General features: G+C 36.4%; 19 protein-coding genes. 13 read left to right on the forward strand and 6 right to left on the reverse strand.

Going from position 1 to position 20555, the window contains the following annotated elements:
* Positions 1–37 precede the first annotated feature (37 nt).
* Together EG339_RS16390 and EG339_RS16395 are read right to left on the reverse strand one after the other, a co-directional pair.
* Complete coding sequence (locus EG339_RS16390) at positions 38–850, reverse strand: enoyl-ACP reductase FabI (RefSeq protein WP_027375239.1); 813 nt, start codon at positions 848–850, stop codon at positions 38–40.
* 120 nt (positions 851–970) lie between these two features.
* Positions 971–1270 carry a DUF883 domain-containing protein gene (locus tag EG339_RS16395; protein ID WP_123871026.1) on the reverse strand — a complete coding sequence of 100 codons (300 nt, stop codon included), beginning with the start codon at positions 1268–1270 and terminating at the stop codon, positions 971–973.
* A 137-nt stretch (positions 1271–1407) separates the two neighbouring features.
* Here EG339_RS16395 and EG339_RS16400 point away from each other — a divergent pair, with 137 nt between their 5' ends.
* The 4 genes from EG339_RS16400 to EG339_RS16415 all read left to right on the forward strand — a co-directional run bounded on the left by EG339_RS16400 (position 1408) and on the right by EG339_RS16415 (position 4865).
* A complete protein-coding gene (locus EG339_RS16400; protein WP_123871027.1) occupies positions 1408–1965 on the forward strand; it encodes a DNA-3-methyladenine glycosylase I in 558 nt (185 codons plus the stop codon).
* Positions 1966–2220: 255 nt separating this feature from the next.
* The gene (locus EG339_RS16405) at positions 2221–3498 is read left to right on the forward strand and encodes a hypothetical protein (RefSeq protein ID WP_164466449.1); all 1278 of its coding nucleotides are present in this window, start codon (positions 2221–2223) and stop codon (positions 3496–3498) included.
* A gap of 174 nt (positions 3499–3672) precedes the next feature.
* Positions 3673–4101, forward strand: coding sequence for a MarR family winged helix-turn-helix transcriptional regulator (locus tag EG339_RS16410; protein WP_123871029.1), 429 nt, complete (start codon positions 3673–3675; stop codon positions 4099–4101).
* Entirely contained in the window at positions 4098–4865 is a 768-nt protein-coding gene (locus EG339_RS16415; protein ID WP_123871030.1) for a Rossmann-fold NAD(P)-binding domain-containing protein, read from the forward strand. The genes EG339_RS16410 and EG339_RS16415 overlap by 4 nt, the downstream gene beginning before the upstream one ends.
* A gap of 151 nt (positions 4866–5016) precedes the next feature.
* Here EG339_RS16415 and EG339_RS16420 read toward each other — a convergent pair whose 3' ends face one another.
* Positions 5017–5871 (reverse strand): nucleoside phosphorylase, encoded by an 855-nt coding sequence (locus EG339_RS16420; RefSeq protein WP_123871031.1) that lies wholly within the window; start codon positions 5869–5871, stop codon positions 5017–5019.
* Positions 5872–5890: 19 nt separating this feature from the next.
* Positions 5891–6373: a hypothetical protein gene (locus tag EG339_RS16425; protein ID WP_123871032.1), complete on the reverse strand. Its 483-nt coding sequence runs from the start codon at positions 6371–6373 to the stop codon at positions 5891–5893.
* A 229-nt stretch (positions 6374–6602) separates the two neighbouring features.
* On the opposite strand from EG339_RS16425, the gene EG339_RS16430 reads away from it, so the two are divergent.
* Positions 6603–8432 carry a cytochrome-c peroxidase gene (locus tag EG339_RS16430; RefSeq protein WP_123871033.1) on the forward strand — a complete coding sequence of 610 codons (1830 nt, stop codon included), beginning with the start codon at positions 6603–6605 and terminating at the stop codon, positions 8430–8432.
* A gap of 25 nt (positions 8433–8457) precedes the next feature.
* On the opposite strand, the gene EG339_RS16435 is transcribed toward EG339_RS16430, so the two are convergent.
* Positions 8458–9246 (reverse strand): AraC family transcriptional regulator, encoded by a 789-nt coding sequence (locus EG339_RS16435; protein WP_123871034.1) that lies wholly within the window; start codon positions 9244–9246, stop codon positions 8458–8460.
* A 91-nt stretch (positions 9247–9337) separates the two neighbouring features.
* On the opposite strand from EG339_RS16435, the gene EG339_RS16440 reads away from it, so the two are divergent.
* The 6 genes from EG339_RS16440 (at position 9338) to EG339_RS16465 (ending at position 16963) form a co-directional block, all read left to right on the forward strand.
* Complete coding sequence (locus EG339_RS16440) at positions 9338–9571, forward strand: hypothetical protein (protein WP_123871035.1); 234 nt, start codon at positions 9338–9340, stop codon at positions 9569–9571.
* Between the two features lie 9 nt (positions 9572–9580).
* Positions 9581–10915, forward strand: a complete 1335-nt coding sequence (locus EG339_RS16445) for a TolC family protein (protein WP_123871036.1) — start codon at positions 9581–9583, stop codon at positions 10913–10915.
* A 9-nt stretch (positions 10916–10924) separates the two neighbouring features.
* The gene (locus EG339_RS16450) at positions 10925–11971 is read left to right on the forward strand and encodes an HlyD family secretion protein (protein ID WP_123871037.1); all 1047 of its coding nucleotides are present in this window, start codon (positions 10925–10927) and stop codon (positions 11969–11971) included.
* 2 nt (positions 11972–11973) lie between these two features.
* Complete coding sequence (locus tag EG339_RS16455; RefSeq protein ID WP_123871038.1) at positions 11974–13563, forward strand: MFS transporter; 1590 nt, start codon at positions 11974–11976, stop codon at positions 13561–13563.
* A 201-nt stretch (positions 13564–13764) separates the two neighbouring features.
* Positions 13765–15930 (forward strand): alkaline phosphatase PhoX, encoded by a 2166-nt coding sequence (locus tag EG339_RS16460; RefSeq protein ID WP_123871039.1) that lies wholly within the window; start codon positions 13765–13767, stop codon positions 15928–15930.
* A 133-nt stretch (positions 15931–16063) separates the two neighbouring features.
* Entirely contained in the window at positions 16064–16963 is a 900-nt protein-coding gene (locus tag EG339_RS16465; RefSeq protein WP_123871040.1) for a leucine-rich repeat domain-containing protein, read from the forward strand.
* Positions 16964–16965: 2 nt separating this feature from the next.
* Here the strand turns inward: EG339_RS16465 and EG339_RS16470 are convergent, their stop codons facing one another.
* On the reverse strand, positions 16966–17289 hold the full coding sequence (locus EG339_RS16470; RefSeq protein ID WP_066698054.1) for a translation initiation factor: 324 nt from the start codon (positions 17287–17289) through the stop codon (positions 16966–16968).
* 189 nt (positions 17290–17478) lie between these two features.
* Between EG339_RS16470 and EG339_RS16475 the strand changes: the two genes are divergently transcribed.
* On the forward strand, positions 17479–18714 hold the full coding sequence (locus EG339_RS16475; protein WP_164466450.1) for a DUF2268 domain-containing putative Zn-dependent protease: 1236 nt from the start codon (positions 17479–17481) through the stop codon (positions 18712–18714).
* A gap of 211 nt (positions 18715–18925) precedes the next feature.
* Positions 18926–20467, forward strand: coding sequence for a 2,3-bisphosphoglycerate-independent phosphoglycerate mutase (gene gpmI / locus EG339_RS16480; protein ID WP_123871041.1), 1542 nt, complete (start codon positions 18926–18928; stop codon positions 20465–20467).
* Positions 20468–20555 lie beyond the last annotated feature (88 nt).

Genomic DNA, 20555 nt, shown 5'->3' on the forward strand with positions numbered 1-20555 from the left:
GGTTTATATATTGTAAAACTAGTGCTTTGACAATAAATTAGTTCTCAGCATCATATTTACTGATCACTTTCTGTGTAACTCCCGAACTGCTGAAACCTCCGTCGTGGAAAAGATTCTGCATCGTTACTTTTTTAGTAAGATCAGAGAATAGAGTAACACAATAGTCTGCACATTCAAGAGCTGTAGCATTTCCTAGTGGAGACATATCTTCAGCATACCCAAGGAATCCTCCGAAACCTTTTACACCACTACCTGCAGTAGTCATTGTAGGAGATTGGGAAACTGTATTTACGCGTACTTTTCTTTCACCCCAATAATTTCCGAAAGTTCTTGCGATACTCTCAAGATAAGCTTTATTATCAGACATATCATTGTAATCCGGGAATGTTCTCTGAGCAGCAATATAAGTAAGCGCCAGGATGCTTCCCCACTCATTCATACAGTCTTTTTCCCAAGCCACACGCATTACTTTATGGAAAGAAACCGCTGAAATATCCCAGCCTTTTTCTAACCAATCGTAGTTCATTTCTGTATAGTGTTTTCCTTTTCTTACATTGATAGACATTCCGATGGAATGAAGGATAAAGTCGATTTTACCAAATTTTGCAACAGCAGCATCAAAAAGCTTTTCAAGATCTTCAATAGAAGTAGCATCTGCACCTATAACTTCAGAACCTGTTTTTTCGGCTAAACCATTAAGTTCTCCCATTCTTAAAGCGATAGGAGCGTTAGATAAGATGAATTCTGCACCTTCCTCATGACATCTCTCAGCAACTTTCCATGCGATAGATTGTTCATTAAGGGCTCCAAATATAATTCCCTTTTTGCCTTTAAGTAAACCGTATGACATAATTTTTTAATGTTTATTGAAATACAAATGTAGCAATAATTGTGGTTATGACATAATAAAAATGGAGCCTTATCAATTATAAGACCCCATTTTCTTGAAAATATTTATATGACTGAAATTTTAATTGGTTTTCTTGTTCCATTCCGCCTTCACATCTTCTGCTGCATCTTTAGTTTTTTCCCAAGCCTCATCTGCTTTATCCTTAATGTCTTCCCATGCATCGGATACATTAGCTTTTACCCTGTCTAGCCAGTCTTCATGTTTGGCTTCTTCATCATTATTCCTCTTTTCATTAATATAATCCTTGGCTCTGTCTGCCAATTCATTGATTTTCCATTTGGCTTTATCCGTTGCATTCTGTAAAGAATTCTCTACATTGTTTACCGCATTTTCCGCTTTGTTGTAATCTGAATTGTTCATAATACTATAAATTTGGTTTGGTAGTATTGAACAAACAATAACCATTCCTAAAATCAGGCACCTTTGTTAAACTTTTCATAATCTTTTGTTATACTTTTCCAAATCAATCTTACCTTTACTATTAAAATGTAGTAATTATGGAAAAAATACGCTGCGGCTGGTGTGAAAAAGATGACCTCTACAGAAAATATCATGATGAAGAGTGGGGAAGACCTGTTTATGACGATGAGACCATCTTTGAATTTCTTATTCTGGAGAGCTTTCAGGCAGGTTTAAGCTGGTATACCATTCTTTCTAAAAGAGAAAACTTCAGAAAAGCTTTTGATTATTTCGACTACAATAAGGTTGCTGTTTATTCTGATCAAAAAATAGAAGAGTTAATGAATAATTCCGGGATTATCAGGAATAAGCTTAAAATATGTGCTGCAGTAACCAACGCCCGGAAATTTCTGGAGGTTCAGGAAGAGTTTGGAAGTTTTTCAAAATATATCTGGGGTTTTATTGACGGCAGACCTATTGATAATAAACCGAAAGCTTTATCAGAAGTACCTGCCACTACGGAAATTTCTGATAAAATTTCAAAGGATCTGAAGAAAAGAGGATTTAAATTCGTGGGTTCAACGGTTATATATGCACATATGCAGGCTACAGGTATGGTAAACGACCATATTGAAACTTGCTTCATTAGAAAATGATGTATTGAGTTTTATTCAAATTTAAGTGATGTTTTTTATTGATTTTTTACTTGCTGGTTCTGAACGATGTAGTGATTTTATTTATTAAGTGCTACTGAATAAAGATAATTTAACTCCTTGTTAGTTAGGTATTTTTCAATTTTGTGTGAGTAGTTTTTCTTTTAATCACATGAGTGTGTTTTAATTATTATATTTTTAATAAAATTATGTATTTATTGAAAAATTTGTATATTTGCACCCTCAAAAAACATGGTGATGCAAAGAAATTATCAACTAAGATTTAGCCTTCTCTTTTTACTGTTTGCTGTTTTTACATTTGCTCAGGTTGGAATTGGTACTCCAAATCCGGATGCTTCAGCAATGCTTCATGTAAATGCTAAAAATAAAGGAGTACTTCTTCCAAGTATTGCACTGACTTCAGATACAGATGCGGTTACCGTACCTTCTCCGGCAGATGGGCTTATTGTCTGGAACAATGGAAAAGCAGGATTAGCTGAGGCTGGGTTTTATTATTGGTTTGCATCCAAATGGTACAGGCTTTCCACCTCTTCCAATACCACCGGTAAAGCGGATTCTGGAACAGCCTGGAACACAACAGGAGATAATACCGGAACCTATAGTGCTGCCAATACAGCTCTGTCATTAGGAACAAAAACAATGGATGATCTGATCTTTAAAGTAAATGCTGCTACAGCGGGAAGGTTAGGAGTAGATAATTCGGTAAGTTTTGGTTTGGGAGCTAATGCCGGTCAGAACGGAATTGCCATTGGAAGCTCGAGTTCTGCATTTCAGGGGATCTCTATCGGTAGTGCGGCAGCCGTTTCTGCAAATGATGGATTGGCAATAGGAAATAAGTCAACAGCAGGCGCTTTTAAATCAATAGCAATTGGATATAACGCGCAAACCAGCAAAAATGAATCTACAGCGATTGGAAATAACGCTTCAGCAGGAGGTTTCCAATCTATAGCAATAGGATATAATGCCCAAACAAATACAAACAGTGAAACAGCTTTAGGCTATAATGCTGTTACCAATAAAGAAAACTCTACAGCAGTAGGCTCAGAAGCAAATGCTTTGGGGCAATTTTCTACTGCAATAGGATATGGAGCAACTACCTCACAGGCCAATGCTATAGTGCTGGGGAATAATAATGCGAATGTAGGCATTGGCACGGGGGCTCCAAATACTTCTGCAAGATTAGATGTGAACGGACAGTTTAAATTCGGAGAAAAAGGAAGCATACAGAAAAACCAGATCAGCTTTGAAGCTTGGCCTGGAGTTTCTATCAACAATCTGCCTCCGGGAAGATCAGCTACCATGGAGATTGCGGTTCCGTCAGGATTTCAGCCGGGTTCTACAAGAGCTGTTGTTGTAGTATCGCCAGCCGGGGACTTTGCTGGAAATTCAACATTCTCTATTTCTAATCCAAGAATGACTTCCACTTCAAGTATTATAATTAACCTTACCAATATTTCAGGAAGCGCTGCTAGTCTATACTCAAGTCATTTGTATGTAATGATTAATGAATTTTAAATTTTATAATAAGTTTTATTATAGTTGATATGGTGTTAAGGACCTCCGGTAATGGAGGTCTTTTTTATTGATAAGCAGAATTTAATAGTTAGGTTTTGATGGGTAAATAATATTTTAAACAAAAATATTGCGCACAAAATAAATTAAGTATTTTTGTTCTTTTAAAGCGTAAAAATGATTCTCATTTCAGAACACCTGTGTTTTAAGACCTATGCTGTTTCAAGATATATTACAGGCTTATATAAACCTTATCTTGATGAAATTTCATTAACATATCCCCAATATTTGGTGATGCTCGTACTGTGGGAAAATGGTGAAATGAATATCGGAAAGATAGGTGAGCATCTTCATCTGGATAACGGAACACTCTCTCCCTTATTGAAACGGATGGAAAAAAACAGACTTCTCAGCCGAACCCGAAGTCTAGAAGATGAAAGGGTAGTACTCATCAGCCTTACAGAAGAAGGGAAGGCATTAAAAGATAAAGCTGAGCATATTCCTGAAGCAGTTCAGGGCTGTTTTCATCTTGATGAAGAAAAAAAGAAACAACTGATGTCCGGTCTGGACGAAATATTATCAACACAATTCTCCTCTGGAATATGAATAAAATAGGTATTATAGGATATGGATGGCTGGGGTCCAGAATTGCAGCATCCTTGTCAAACAGATATGAAATATACGCAACCACCACAACGGTTGAAAAAGCAGAAGAGCTTAGTGCTAAAGGCGTATATGTCCAGGGAGTTAATTTTCCGGATTATCAGCTTAGTGAAGCATATCCTAAATGGGAAGCTCTGGAAAGTCTTGATGTTCTGATTGTTACCATTCCAATATCAGAAAAAAGCTGTTGTATAAGCTCTCTATACAATAGAATCCAGAACTTATCTGCTTTTATTGGTGATTTTAAAGGACAGATGTTTTTAATGAGCTCTACAGGTGTGTATCCGGATATGCCGAAAGAGTTTCATGAAGAGGATGTTCCGGTTGAAAAAGTTTCAGGAGAACGAATGGTAAAAAACAAATACCCACAGGTGAATATACTGAGGCTTGGCGGATTGATGGGAGATAACAGGCTTCTTAAAAATTATAATGTAGCTAACCTGGACTTTGCAGTTAATCATATACATTATAAAGATATTGCCGGTATTCTCTCAAAGATGATCGAAAACGGAACAAAAGCGGCCTTATATAATGTAACAGCTCCACTTCATCCGGCTAAGTTTCAGGTTATTGATGCTCAGGAAAATAATGAGAATGGGGAAGAGGTAACAGAAGTAAAAGGAAAGGTTGTTCTATCTTCGAAATTGGTTTCAGAATTAGGATATGTGTTTGAATATCCTGATCCAAGAAAATTCCATGAGATTTAATTTGAACTAAAGAGCATTAAGATCTTGTCAAATTCAATAGGAGTGCGCTTTAGCCCATTCAAAAAATCAAAAAATACATTGGCTTCAGCCAAAACCATAAAAAAGCCTCCGAAGTTTTCCCAGAGGCTTTTATTTATATGTCTACAAAATATTATTTGATAATTCTATCCAATACCCATTCAATAAGATTCTTCTCAGAATTATGGTGGTCTGTAGAGAATTCTCCACGTCTTCTGTTGGCCACTACGTTGTTAACGGTAATTGCTTTGTGGCCTAATAATTTTGAAAATGCATAGATGGCAGATGTTTCCATTTCAAAATTGGTAACACCTAGGTCATTTAATGTTTCAAGGAACTTATCATCTACTGCCTTTAGACGAAGCTGTCTTCCCTGTGGAGCATAGAAGCCTGGGAAAGTAGCCGTATTTCCGTGGTATTTGGCGTCTTTATAATATTCACCCATTTCTTCTGCCCAATCTGAGAAGTAAAGCATCGGTTTGATTTTTTCGTAAGGGAATCTTTCCAGAAAACTTTTAGAAAACTCATTTTCGAAACTATAATCCTGGTAGAAGTGCATTAAACCATCTAATCCTACTACGTTTTGAGTAACCAGCATATTGTCAACCTGTACATCTGGATTTACACTTCCACAAGTTCCCATACGGAATAACTCAAGAGCTTTGTGCTCAGTTTTAAATTCCTTGTTTTTAAGATCAATATTAACAAGGGCATCCAGTTCATTCATTACGATATCGATGTTCTCAGTTCCGATACCGGTAGACATTACAGTAATTCTCTCACCACGCAGGGTACCTGTATGGGTATAAAATTCTCTTTTATTTTTTTTGATTTCTACGGTGTCAAAATATTTTGAAACCTTTGCTACTCTGTCCGGGTCACCCACAAGGATGATTTTATCAGCAATATCTTCAGGTAAAAGATTCAGGTGGTATACACTTCCGTCTTCATTCAGAATAAGTTCTGAAGCAGCAAGTTTGTTTAGCATAATTTATATTTTTTTGTTTTTAATCAATGAAAATTGCCTCTTTATAAGGTGAAGCCATAAGTTGGTAAATAGAATCATATTCTTCAACAATCCTTTTTTGTCCGCCCATCACTTCATAGACGGTAATAACAGATTTTTCAATATTATTGGGGTCTTTCCTTTGTGAAGTGATCTCATAAAAATGATTGTCTTTATTGAGAACAGAAACCAGCTCTTCTTTGGTTGAATTATTAGAAGACATCATCCCTGGAAATTCCATAACCACATCTTTAAGTTCTGTATAGCTTTTATAAGGTTTGGTTACTCCATTAGAATAGACATAAACATTGGGTACAGGCTTATCCTGTTCCAAACGAACCAGATAATAATCATTTCCTTTTTTTTCAGCATATACAGCCATTTCCTGTTGCTTCGCCGGTTTATCCGCTTGCTTTTTCTTTTGTGAAAATGCAGTAAGCGAAAGGCAACTTGCTGCAACAGCAAACAATAGTTTTGTTTTCATAATCCTATTTTAGTTTTGATGTGTTGAATTTAAATAAAAAAATCCTCTCCCAATAACCTCTCGCCATTATTTTACCGGTAATTTAGAATAAACCGTTCCTTAAAGAATAATGAATCTGATTTCGGGGTTTAAAATTAGTAAAAAATATTGTATCAGAAATATAATCATTATTTAATCTGCTATTAAAATTAAGATAATATCAGATGAATAGCTTTGTCGTTAAAAATTAATGAGAGCTTATCCACTGCTTATTATGATCCTTTTGACAGGGTTTTCAGTAATGTCTTTTAATCCTGTTTATCAAGGAAAAAAAAGTGAGAATACATTTATTAATAAAGGATTGTCTGATTTTAAGGATAAGCTTGAGCAGCTCAAATCAGATGTCCGTAAGTTCTCTGAAGACCGTATTTCCGTTAAAGAATTGCAGGCATCACTAAAAAGTACAAGAAATTCATTTAAGGAAATTGAATTCTATATTGCCTACCATTATCCGGAATTTACTAAAACACATTTGAATGCTGCTCCCATATTTCATATTGAAGCAGCAGGAACATCAGCCTATACACTTCCACCAGAAGGATTGCAGGTATTGGACGAACTGATATTTTCTGAAGAAGCGGTGGATGAAAAAGAAAAGATTAAAACCATTACTGATTTTTTATATAACAGTTATTCAGGCTTCTACCTGAGTGCCATGAAAAACGGGATGAGTAAAGGGAACAATAAAACATTGCCTTTGCGTATAGAATTGATCAGAATATATTCCCTTGGAGTAACAGGTTTTGATACGCCCGGTTCCCTGAATATCTCCGAAGAAACCAGCCATGCCCTTTTGGGAATACAGAAATACATTAATGATGATCCTTATTTTAAAAACTATACTATTGAAAAAGCAGACAATACCTTAACAGAAGCTGTAAGCTATCTTTCAAAGAACAAAGATTTTGAAACCTTTGACAGAATTAAGTTCTATAAAAAATATATTCAGCCCCTGTATGAAGAATTAGGAAGATGGGATGGGAGACCTGATGATTTGAAAGAGTTCTCAGGCTGGAATGTCAGCAATAAAAATCTTTTCAGCAGTGATTTTTTAGACCCTTATTTTTATACTTTGCTAAAGTCTTCAGAGGATAATACGGATCTTCGTAATCTTGGGAAAGCCATTTTCTATGATCAGAACCTAAGTGGTAACGGAAAAATGAGTTGTGCTACCTGCCACCTTCAGGAAAATGCCTTTACAGATCTTAAAGCCAAATCCCCAAGTAATGTGGAAGGGAAAACGGTGCTGAGAAATTCACCTTCTTTATATAATGCAGTTTTTGCAAAAAGGTTTTTCTATGACCTTCGTGCCTTCTATCTGGAACAGCAGGCTGAACATGTGATTTATAATGAAGATGAATTTAATACAAGCTATGAAAGTATTATTCAGAAGTTAAAAACCAAGACTGAATATAAAAAGGCATTCCGTACTGCTTTTAAAGATGGGAAGATTAGCAAAGAAAATTTTTCAAAGGCATTAAGCTCTTATGTTGCCTCTTTATATTCTTTTGACAGTGATTTCGACCGTTTTATGAGAAATGAAAAGAATGTTTCTGAGGATGTAAAAAAAGGATTCAATCTGTTTATGGGAAAAGCCAATTGTGCAACCTGTCATTTTGCGCCTCATTTTTCAGGACTAGTACCGCCATTATTTAATGAGAATGAGTCTGAAGTTCTTGGAGTAACCACAAAACCAATAAAACACCTTCCTGTAGAACTGGATCAGGATGTAGGAAGAGGGAACAGTCCGGTAAAAAAAGAAAAGTCATGGATCTATGATTATTCATTCAAAACCGTTACCGTGAGAAATATTGCCCTTACAAAACCTTATTTTCATAATGGGGCTTTTAATACGTTGGAAGAAGTGCTTGATTTCTATAATGAAGGAGGAGGAGAAGGCCTGGGATTAAAAATGAAAAATCAGACATTGTCCGCGGATAAATTAAACCTTACCCAAACAGAAATGAATCAGATTATTGCCTTTCTCAATGCTCTTACCGACGTGAGTAAAGCAAAGTAGTCAAATATGTAACTTGTATTGAGGTCTAGGCTTTTGATATTGTCTTAAAATCTGTAGGCCTCATATGAGTTAATTGCTGGAAATTATTGCTGAATGCAGAGATATTTGAATAACCAATTTCATAAGCTATTTCCGTCATACTCAAATCGGTATCCTTTATAAGCTCCATAGCCCGGATAACTCTCAACATTTTTAAATACTGAATAAAAGTGATATGCAGTTTTGTTTGAAACAATCTTGTTAAGCTTCTCACACTCATCCCAGATAACTTTGCAACGTCTTCTAATGTAAGGCTTTCATTTAACCTATTTCTAAGATAGCCGGTAATAGCATTAAGCCGCTGATCTTCTGTTGTGGGAAGCTGAATTTGAAATTTTTTAAGATTTTCTTTTGCTAGTAACTTCTTAAGCGTTGATAAAAACTCAAACTCCCACGACCCCTTTTCATAATCTCCTTGCCATTTCTCACTGAAAGAAAGCATTTCTGATAACAGTTTACTCACCGGATAAATTCCTAATTCATCATAAAAACCATCCGTTTCTTCTCCCGGAAAATAGATATTGATAATATACAGATCCTGTGTATTAAACATCAGATTATGAGAGTAATTTTTAGGAATCCATATATAATGATTAGACGGAATATAGAAATCCTTTTCGTTTGTCTGCAAATAGGCAATTCCGCCATAAACCAACAGCAATTGAGCCTTATCATGCTGATGAGAAGGAAAACGCTGTTCAGTCTGCTGCCGCATCACCAGGATCGAATCAGGATTTTGATCAATAATATTGATTAATTGGTTAAGAATTTCCATCTGGCCAAATATAACAAATATTAGGCTAATTATATAAAAAGATGATTTTACATGTTGGATAATTTTGCTCTGTAAATAACAACATAGTATTATGAAACAATACACAGTAAGTTCTCATACAGAGACTGAAATAAAAGATGAACATTGTGATAATCAATTACAGCGTTCAGCAGGAGAAACGGATGCAGTGAATATCTACAGACTGGCTTGTACTTATTCAAGCCCTTTTATGCCAATGATAGATTTAACCTTTGCCCTGGAAGAATTGATGAAGATTGTTAAGAATTGGTTAGCTGCTAAAAAGAAAAGTGCAACGCAACTATAAGGAAAGCCGATGAAACAATTTAGAACCATCTCAATTCTTAGCATACTGTTGCTGCTGTTGGCACAATCTCTTAATGCCCAGAAGACAGAAAATGCCCGGCCATTAAGTCTGGAAGAAATATGGAAAATTACCGAAGCGAATAATCGTCAGTTAAAACTGTCAGATTTAAATCTTCAGCAAAGCAAACTGGAAGTACTTGAAGCAAAGGATCATTGGCTTCCCGAGCTTTCGGTAGGCGGAGAGGTAAGGCTCAATTCTAAATTTCTTATTTATGACAATGGCCTGTTCTCATCCCCACAGGATGTGCCTGTAAAAGGCTATGGTTACGGAGTAGGATACAACTTAAATTTTAACCTTTTTAACGGAGGTAAAGACCGGAGAGACATTCTAATGAAAAAGGAAGAAGAGTCGCGGAAAAAATATGAATTTGATCTGCAAAAGTACAATGTGAAATACAGTGTTGCGGCTGCTTATTTCGATTTATATAAGTTTTTGCATTTTTATGATCTTCTGGACGCAGAAATTGAAACAGAAAAGAAACAGTTAACAGTCATAGAAAGTCTGCACAGAAACGGTATCTTACTAAAGAGCGATGTGCTGAGGACTTCAGTAAAATTGTCACAATTAGAACTGAATCTTTCTGATATTAAAAAGAAGATTGAAATTGCCAAACAGCGTATCAATATTCTGATAGGACATGAAAATGATGCTGAGGTGATTATTTATTATAAGGAGCCTGTAGAGTCAGATACCTTCACAAATATCGGTTACAGTGATTATATAGATATGGCTCTCAATCAATCACCGGATTATAAGATGGTGAATAGCGATATCCAATGGAGCGAACTCAATATCAGACAGGTTAAGGCTGTGTTATTGCCTAAAGTTTCACTGTTTTCAAATTACAATTATACCTATCCGCAGATTTCCTTTTATCCTTATTCAAATAATTTATGGGGATTTGGGCAAACAGGAGTTAAAGTACAGTTTTCTCTTGATAATTTATACAAAAGCAAACACTCTGTCGCCCGTGCTCACATTATCAATATCCAGGCAAAAGAAAAAGCCGGCATAAAAAAAGATGAAATATCACTCCAGGTAAAAGAAGCTTATTTGCAGGAACAACAGGCTTTGGAAAACGTAAAAACTGCCATGGGAAATATTAAAAAAACATCTGAAGCTGTCCGGGTTATCAGGAGCAGTTATCTCAATCAGGAATCTCTCCTGACTGATCTTCTGGAAGCCGAAAATGCTTTACTGGAAGCTAAATTTAATGTAACAGCAGCACAGGCAAACGTAAAGCTTACACACATCAGATTATTAACCATTGTAGGAATTCTTTAATACAAAATTATGAACAAAAATAAAACAGATAAAATTATAGTAAGGCTAACCCAATGGCTGGGAATAACATTATTTATCGGGATAATCATTTGGGGAGCTGTATTTTTCCTGAAAGGATATCAATATGAATATACCAATGACGCTCAGGTTGATGCATACCTGTCACCAGTAAATGCAAAAGTTGGCGGGTATATCCATAAAATTTATTATAAAGATAATCAGAAGGTTAAAAAAGGAGATACACTTGTGGTTATTGAATATGACGAGTATGGACTTAAAAGAAATGCCGCATCAGCAGAATTGATGAGCTCACATGCAAAAATACCTATTCTGGCCTCAAACGAAGAAACACAGATTAAAAGTATTGAAGTTATAAAAGCACAGTTGGCAGGGGTAAAAGCAAGACTGAACCAGCAGCAAAAAGAATTTGACCGTTATAAAAATCTGTTGGCCGATGAATCTACCACACAACAAAAATTCGATAACATCAGTACATCATTGTCTATCACACAAGCTGATTATGACCAGGCTAAAGCTTCTTTGCAGGTGGCAGAATCCAAATTAAATGATTTGAGAGTGCAGCGTAATGCGATAGAGGCAGAAATAAAAATAAAAGAAGCTCTTCTTCAGAGACAGGAACTGGATATAAGATATACTGTTATTACGGCACCATTTGACGGACAAATTGGTAAAAAAAGCATTCAGGAAGGTCAATTGATACAACCAGGCCAGACATTGGCATTTTTAGTCAATAGAGCTGAAGAAAAATGGGTGATGGCCAATTTTAAAGAAACACAAATTGAAAAATTTAGAATCGGACAATCAGTATCCATAGAAGTTGATGCTTTCCCGGATAAAAAATTTAATGGTGTAATTGAATCGCTTTCTCCAACCACTGGTTCCCGTTATTCATTGCTTCCTCCCGATAATGCCACCGGTAATTTTGTTAAAATCATTCAGCGTATTCCTGTTAAAATTAAACTCACAGATACACCCGAAAGGTTAGAAAAGCTTTCTGCAGGAATGAATGCAAATGTTTATGTTTTAAAAGAGTAATAATGCAGGCACGTAAAATAGAAATTTCCAAACCATGGGTAACGGAGTGGATGGCAAGAGCTGTAATATTTATCATTCTGATGACCTGTCTGTTCAGTTTTGCCTTTTATAGCAGCCCGGCAGCAGCAATGGGATTTTATGGCATACAACCTGCCGATGTACAATATGGTATGGTGGTTATGTACGGCTCAACAGTAGCTTTCTTAGCATTGGATTTCCGTATTGTGAAGTATTTTGAAGTAAGAAGGTATTTACTCATAGCGCTCGCTATCAATGCCATATGTTCCGTTATTTGTTTTCATTCCAAAGACTGGACATTGTTTGTTATTTGCCAGTTCTTGCAGGGGATTACCTGTGCACTGATGTCGGGTATAGTGTTGCAGCTCATTTTTCCAAGATTACAGTCTGTTCGGGCCCGTGTGATCGCTTACAGCCTTCTTTACGGAAGCATACAGATTGCCGTACCACTGTATTCCATTTATACCAGTGTAATTCTCTATTTCTTTGATTTTAACTGGCTGTTTTACGGGTTCAATATCATACTCATCATCCTTACAGCTGTTGTATTGCTTACAATGAACAGCAAAGCAAGATTCACCAAAAAAATACCATTATATCAGGTGGATTGGGCAGGCTATCTTTTGTATGTCTCTTTTATTTTAATATCAGGATATGTACTTGTATACGGAAGACAATTAGGATGGTTTGGCAGCCGTTTAATACTTATTCTTAGTTTGAGTAATCTTGCGATTCTCTTTCTTTTTATCATCAGAGAGTTAAAAATTAAGCGGCCATTGATCAACTTACAGATTTTCAAAACAAAAAATTTTGTTGTTGGCCTTTTACTTCTTTTCACATTTTATATTTTCAAAGGAAGTACCGGACTTGCTTACGGTTATCTTGAGGTTATTTTAGGCAATCATCCGCTCAGCACTATTCCAATATGGGCTGCTGTTATTTTAGGAACCACTCTAAGTATGTTTATTACTTCCAGGTTTGTACTGCTTGGGTTTAACCTGATAAGGATTATTATTGTTGGTTTTGGAATTATGGCCATATATTATGCCTATATGATACAGTTTGTATCTGTACAGGGTGAAACAAGCAACTTCATCCTGCCTATGTTTATTTATGGTGTGGCTACTGGTGTTTTATTTGTTCCGATTGTTTCATTTACCGCATCATCAGCACCTCCTAAAATTGCTGTAAATGCTTCACTTGTTGGCATATTGGCAAGGTTTACCGGGTTTATAACCAGTTTGGCATTTAGCAATGAACTTCAATTATTTACAAAATCGGCAGTAAGGGAAAAGTTTAGGGAAAGCATAACGGAGACCAACCAGCAATTGCCGGTTACTTTACTGGACATTCAAAATCAGTATATGAACGCAGGGAATGATATATATACATCCAAAACGGTATCAACAGGATATTTTAACCAAATGGTAAGTCACCAGATACTTTCTCGTGCCACCCGGGATTATTATGATTTGATGCTGGCAGGTATAATTTTCGTAATGGTAATTTTACTTCTTATGCCCCAACTTCAAAACATTTTTTTGAAATTAAGAAAAAGCAATATCCCATATTAGACTATTGCATGAATAGTGAGAAACGTTGAAATCCGGATTTCTCAAACTATATTCAGTGGCTTATATTCAACTATTAACACAAACTTAATCCTCTTAATATTAGGTTTTAAATTAATTAATATTCTCTCGGCTATATTTAAAATCCTATTAACAGGAACATGGTCTTTAAAAAATAGTTTTGCAAGGTCTAATAAAATTAAAATGAAGAAAAAACTACTAACAATTGGAGCGTTAGCTCTACTTGCCGGATCTACCATCCAGGCACAGACCATTATTTTTGATAAAGGAACATCCTGGAGTTACCAGGATCTTGATCAGGCCCAGCCTGATGCCTGGAAGACCCAAAACTATAACATCTCTTCATGGCCCGTAGGTAATGCACCATTAGGGTACGGAGATCCTGTTACAACTACTATTCATTCCGGAGCTACAGGGTTAATTACTGCTTATTTTGCTAAGGATTTTAATGTAAACCTTTCTACACTTTCCGATAATATGGAACTCGGGGTAATGAGGGATGATGGTATCGTAGTTTATCTTAACGGTGAGGAAGTAGTAAGAGATAATATGCCTGCAGGGACTATTACATTCAATACTTTATCCAGCACAACAATTGATAATGCGGCAGAGAGTGTATATAATATTTTCTCTATTCCGAAATCAAAATTTATAAACGGAGTGAACAGAATCTCTGTTGAGTTGCATAACAGAAGTACCGGCAGTTCAGATCTTAGAATTGATGCTTATCTGAAGACCACATCCAATACAACTCCTACGCCTGTTGTATGCAACGGATCACACATCAGCTGCTTTACTTCTATTGTTCCTACAGCACAAACAGGTAAACTGATCATTCCTGCAGAGCACAAGTATCAGCTTATTTTAAAAGAAGGTGACAGTTACACTGAAGGCGGAGGACTAGTAGGAGGGCAGAATGACTTTACAGCATATGTTGCTAAATCAGGAAGCAGCACAAACGGATACCTTTCTGTAAACCACGAAACCAATCCGGGGGGCGTTACAATGGCTGAGGTTAATTATAATGCAGGTGCCAAACTTTGGCAGCTGACGCGGTCACGAGCAGTAAGCTTTTCAGATCCTAGTTTAGTGCAGACCATCAGAAACTGTTCAGGGGGAATTACGCCTTGGGGAACGGTAGTCACAGCAGAAGAATCTGTAACATCCAATGACGTAAACGGTGATGGATACAAAGACTATGGGTGGCTTGTGGAAATTGATCCTGCAACAGCTCAGGTTGTTTCTAAAAATGCTGACGGTTCCAAAGGGAAACTTTGGCAGATGGGAATCATGAACCATGAAAATGTAGTGATTAACAATGCAGGAACAACAGCATATTATGGTGAAGACGGAGGTACTCACATGGTATATAAATATGTGATGGATACACCCAATGATCTTTCTTCAGGAAATCTTTATGTATTAAAGCTGGATCAGGGGCTAACAGCTGCAGGAGATCCGGCAGCCACTACTGCAACATGGGTTCAGGTACCCAATAAAACTAAAGCTGACCAAAACAATACAGCAACACTTGCTCAGTCTTTAGGAGGAACAAGGTTTAATGGAGTAGAAGATGTAGACATCAGCCCTCTGGATGGTAAGATCTATTTTACAGCAAAAGGGCTGGATAAGGTTTATCGTTTACAGGATAACGGAACTACAGCTTCTCAGGTGGAAACATTTGTAGGAGGGGCTAATACCGTATATTCTTTTGAAACTTCACAGGGAACGAAGTCTGAAGCCTGGGGTGATGGAAATGATAACCTTACGTTTGATGAGCTTGGGAACCTTTGGGTACTTCAGGATGGCGGTAAAAATTATATCTGGGTAATTGCTCCGGATCATACACAGGCCAATCCGAAAGTAAGACTTTTTGCTTCTATGCCGGCAGGATCTGAGCCTACAGGATTAACTTTTACACCTGATCATAAATTCGGTTTCTTCTCTATCCAGCATCCGGATTCTACTATCTCTACAGATATTGATGCTACAGGAAGTATGATTGATTACAGAGGAAAATCGGCTACAGTTGTGATTGCCCTTAAAGAAAACTTAGGAACGCAGGGCTCTTTAGGGACTATTGAAAATGGAGCTGCTGAAAACACAGTAAACGTAGCACCGAATCCTACTTCCGGACTTGTGAAGATCAATTCCCCAAAAGGCCTGAAAGACATTTCAGTAACCGCTTATAGTATGGACAGCAAAATTGTTTATACAAAGAAGTTCAACGGAACCCACAAAACACTAGATCTTGATTTTGCACAGCAATTAGAAGGATCCCGTGTTTTAATTCTGAATATTGAAGCAGAAGGAGGATTCCAGAAAACGGTAAAACTTTTAAAAAAATAACTATTTATAATTCTTGTCTGTTGGTAACGCCTGTTGCCGGCAGACATTTTTTATTATGAATTCACTATCATTGGCAGGCTCAGATTAAGAGAATACAACCGCATATGGCCTTAAAAACTTTAAAAATCTTCATATGAAAAAGCTTTTCTTACTTTTTTCCATTGTATCACTTTCTCAGGTTAATGCTCAGATTGATCCTGTTAAATATCCTACTTTTACCAATATTGAAGAAGCCTTGGAGAGCCAAAAAGCCGTTTACAGTATGAGTTTCAGAGAAAAAGGATTATTTAATATTCCCCCTGAGATTGTGAAACTCGATTCATTATTCTTTTTAAATATAATGGCCAATAAGCTTGAGAAAATGGATCAGGAGCTATTTAGGTTAAAAGAACTGGAATTTTTAAATGTGAACGAAAACAGCATCAAATATATTCCTGATGAAATCAGTCAGTTAAAAAAGCTGACTACATTTTCTATGAACCTGAACAGCTTAACAAGCATTAACCCTAATGTTGCAAAACTGCAAAACCTTAAGGTGGTACATTTTGATGCTAATAATCTTAATACTTTCCCCGAGGCTCTGATGGATATTCCATCTTTAGAAGAAATAAATTTACAGGGAAATCAGATCAGTTTTATTGCTGACGGGCTGAGCCGGATCAAAAATCTGAAGTTTTTAAACCTGGCCAATAATCAAATCAATGATATGGGAAACCTTTCGTTTCCCAAAAAAATAAAATATCTTGAATTACAGCAGAATGCCATTGTAAAACTCCCTGAAAACCTTTATAAAGCACAGGAGCTTGAATTTCTTAATGTAAGTGACAACAATATCACAGAGATCTCATCCGGAATAAGAGGATTGAAAAAAATAGTCAGTATGAATCTGGCTAATAATAACCTGAAAGATATTCCTGCAGAAATCAGTCAGCTGAAAGCCCTGAAAACCCTTATTCTTATAGGGAATCCTATAGAAAAATCTAAAATTGAAAAATTAAAGGCATTGTTGCCGGAAGTCCAGGTCTATTTCTAGACCTATCCGCCAACACGTTTGGTTTTATACCCCATATCTTTAAGGATAGCCATTATTTTATCACGGTTGTCTCCCTGAATGATAATCGTTCCGTCCTTTTCAGAACCGCCTATTCCTAAGGTGGTTTTTATTTTCTTGGAGATCTTTTTCAGATCTTCATCACTGCCTTCCCAACCCTCAACAATTGTTACAGGTTTACCATTTCTTCCTTTCTTCTCAAATTTGCACACCAATGGCTCTTTCTGCTTGAATTCTTCTTCAGGCATTTCAAAATCCTGCTCTTCATGTTCAGGAAAAAGATTCTTCAGTTGATCACGTAAGTCCATACGGCAAAATTAATAAAATTCTGTCTATATTTCCATTTGTACCATACAGAAAGTCTTCATATCTCTATATTATTTACCGTTTTTGTGATTGAGTCCATTTAATTTTTTGCTTTTGTAATTTTCCCCAAAAAACTATAACAATTTTCTATTTTTGACCGTTAGTAATAAAACTATTTTCTTATACCCAATATGAAACTATTAACCAATCACCTCATAGCAATCACTTTGTTAGCTTTCGGAACAATCAATGCCCAGTTTACAGGAGACCCTCTAAATGCGGTTTTAGAAACAAAAGACGCCCAAAATTTCTGGAAAGCCTTTGATAAAATGGAAACCTCCACAGCCAATCCTTTTATAGAATATATAGAAAACGGCTCACCCGGAGTAAAAAGCTTTATCAATAACCGTATCATTAATGCAGATTCTCTCTATACAACGGTGAAAAAAAATAAAGAAGAATACCTTAAAACCAGAAATGTATTAAACGGAATTGGTGCAAAGGATAAAAAGCTAAAAGCAAGTTACAGTGCTTTAAAATATTGGTATCCAAAAGCTAAATTTTCAACCGTCTATTTCGTCTACGGAAGAATGAATACAGGCGGGAATTCTTCCAATGAAGGAATTTCAATAGGAACCGAACTGTTTAAAAACCTGGATGGAGTAGTCCCTCTTATTGTTCATGAAATGGTCCATTTTCAGCAAAATAATAAAGGTGGGGAAACTTTATTAAAACAAGCTTTAACAGAAGGCGGTGCTGATTTTATCGGAGAATTTGTTTCCGGAGAGCCTATGAATGTGAAAGCATTTCAGTATGGTGAAGCCAATTCAGACAAACTGTATAAAGAATTCGTAACAAGATATAAAAGTGACGATTTCAGGGATTGGTTTTATTGGACTTCTAAAAAAGATGACAGACCCAATGATTTAGGATATTGGATAGGATATAAAATATGTGAAGCCTATTTCAATAAACAAACAGATAAACATAAAGCTGTTTATGATATTCTCAATATTGAAGATCCATTTTTATTTTTAAAAGAAAGCGGTTTTCTGGATTCTTACATCCAGGCGTATGCAAAAGAAAAGAACTTGAAGTATGATGATTTCTTTAAAGAATTTTCAGGTGAACCTTCACCGGTAACATTTGTAGTGAGTGTTCCCGATAAAAATGATGAGGTTTATATTGCCGGAAATCAGAAGGAGTTGGGGAGCTGGAATGCTTCTTCAGTGAAAATGGAGAGGAAAAGTGATCTTGAAAGAACGCTTACCTTAAAAATATATTTACCGGCGCAATTGAAATTTACCAAAGGAAACTGGAGTCAGGAAGCCAATGTAGAAGGCTTGGAAAAAGGGCAAAACATTAGAATCGACAAAATAAAATCAAAAAAGCTTACGTATAAGATTAATAGTTGGTTTAAAAATTAATGTTTATCTTACAGCTGGCCATGTAGCCGAAAGCTGTAATCATACATTTTAAGATCTGCAAAATCAGCGGGATCTGCGAGAATAATATAGGTTGCAGATCTTACAGAGAACGCAGATTTTTTCTTTTTACCCTGAATAAATAAAATTCAGAACTCCAAATTCTTCTATTCATCTGAAATTCGATAATTTTGTATAACTAAAGTTTTACAAAATGTCAAAAAAAGCAATATTAGCAATCCTTGACGGATGGGGATTGGGAACAAACCCTGAAGTTTCTGCCATAGACAAAGCCAATACACCATTTATAGATAGCTGTTATCAAAAATTTCCACATACCACCCTTGAAGCAAGTGGTTTAGCAGTGGGGCTTCCTGCAGGACAGATGGGGAATTCCGAAGTAGGACACATGAATCTTGGGGCTGGAAGAGTTGTTTACCAAAATCTGGTAAAACTCAATATGGCCGTCGAAAACGGAACCCTTGGACAGGAAAAAGTGATCCAGGATGCTTTTGATTACGCTAAAAAAGAAAATAAAAAAGTACATTTCATAGGATTGGTTTCCAATGGAGGAGTACATTCACACATCAATCACCTGAAAGGGCTACTGACCGCTGCCAAAGAATTCGGGTTAAATGAAAATGTCTTTGTACACGCATTTACAGACGGAAGAGACTGTGATCCGCATTCCGGATTAGGTTTTATTGAAGAACTTCAGAACCACATGGAAGCCACTACCGGAAAGCTGGCTACCGTAGTAGGAAGGTACTACGCAATGGATAGGGATAAAAGATGGGAGCGTGTGAAATTGGCCTATGATGCTCTTGTGGAAGGTATTGGATTTCAAACTACAGATGCATTGGCTGCGATCAAAGATTCATATGATCATAATGTAACAGATGAATTCCTTAAGCCCATCATTTTAGTCAACACCACTGCTACAGGAAACATTGTTCCGGTAGCGAAAATTATTGAAGACGATGTGGTGATCTGCTTCAACTTTCGTACAGACAGAGGTAGAGAAATTACAGAGGTTCTTTCGCAGAAAGACTTCCCTGATTACTCCATGAGAAAACTGAACCTTTATTATATTACATTAACCAATTATGACAAGACATTCCAGAATGTTCAGGTTGTATTTGATGAAAATGTATTAACAGAAACAATGGGTGAAGTATTGGAGAAGAATGGCAAAACCCAGATCAGAATTGCCGAAACTGAAAAATATCCACATGTTACTTTCTTCTTCTCAGGAGGAAGAGAACAGGAATTCAACGGAGAAAAAAGACTTCTATGTCCAAGCCCGAAAGACGTTCCTACTTATGATTTAAAACCTGAAATGTCCGCTTACGATATCACTAACGCTATTGTACCGGAACTTGAACAGGGGACTGCTGATTTTGTTTGTCTGAACTTTGCCAATACAGATATGGTAGGGCATACAGGAGTTTTTGAAGCCGCTGTAAAAGCTGCTGAGACAGTAGACGCATGTATCGAAAAAGTAGCCACTGCTGCTTACGAAAACGGATATGCGGTCTTCATCCTGGCAGACCACGGAAATTCAGATGTAATGCTGAATCCTGACGGAACACCTAATACCCAGCATTCAACCAATTTAGTTCCTTTTATTGTAATGGATAAAGACCATACTTGGAGCTTGAAACCAGGAAAACTTGGTGATGTAGCCCCTACAATCCTTAAAGTAATGGGGGTTGAAATACCAGCTGCAATGACAGGAGATATTTTAGTTAGCTAAAATTCAATAATAATGTTAAAAAAATACCGTTATAGTTATATATCGGCATTTTTATGATTTATGTCAGATAAAGTATGAGTTGCATACT

The organism is Chryseobacterium bernardetii, assembly GCF_003815975.1.
Taxonomy (GTDB): Bacteria; Bacteroidota; Bacteroidia; order Flavobacteriales; family Weeksellaceae; genus Chryseobacterium; species Chryseobacterium bernardetii.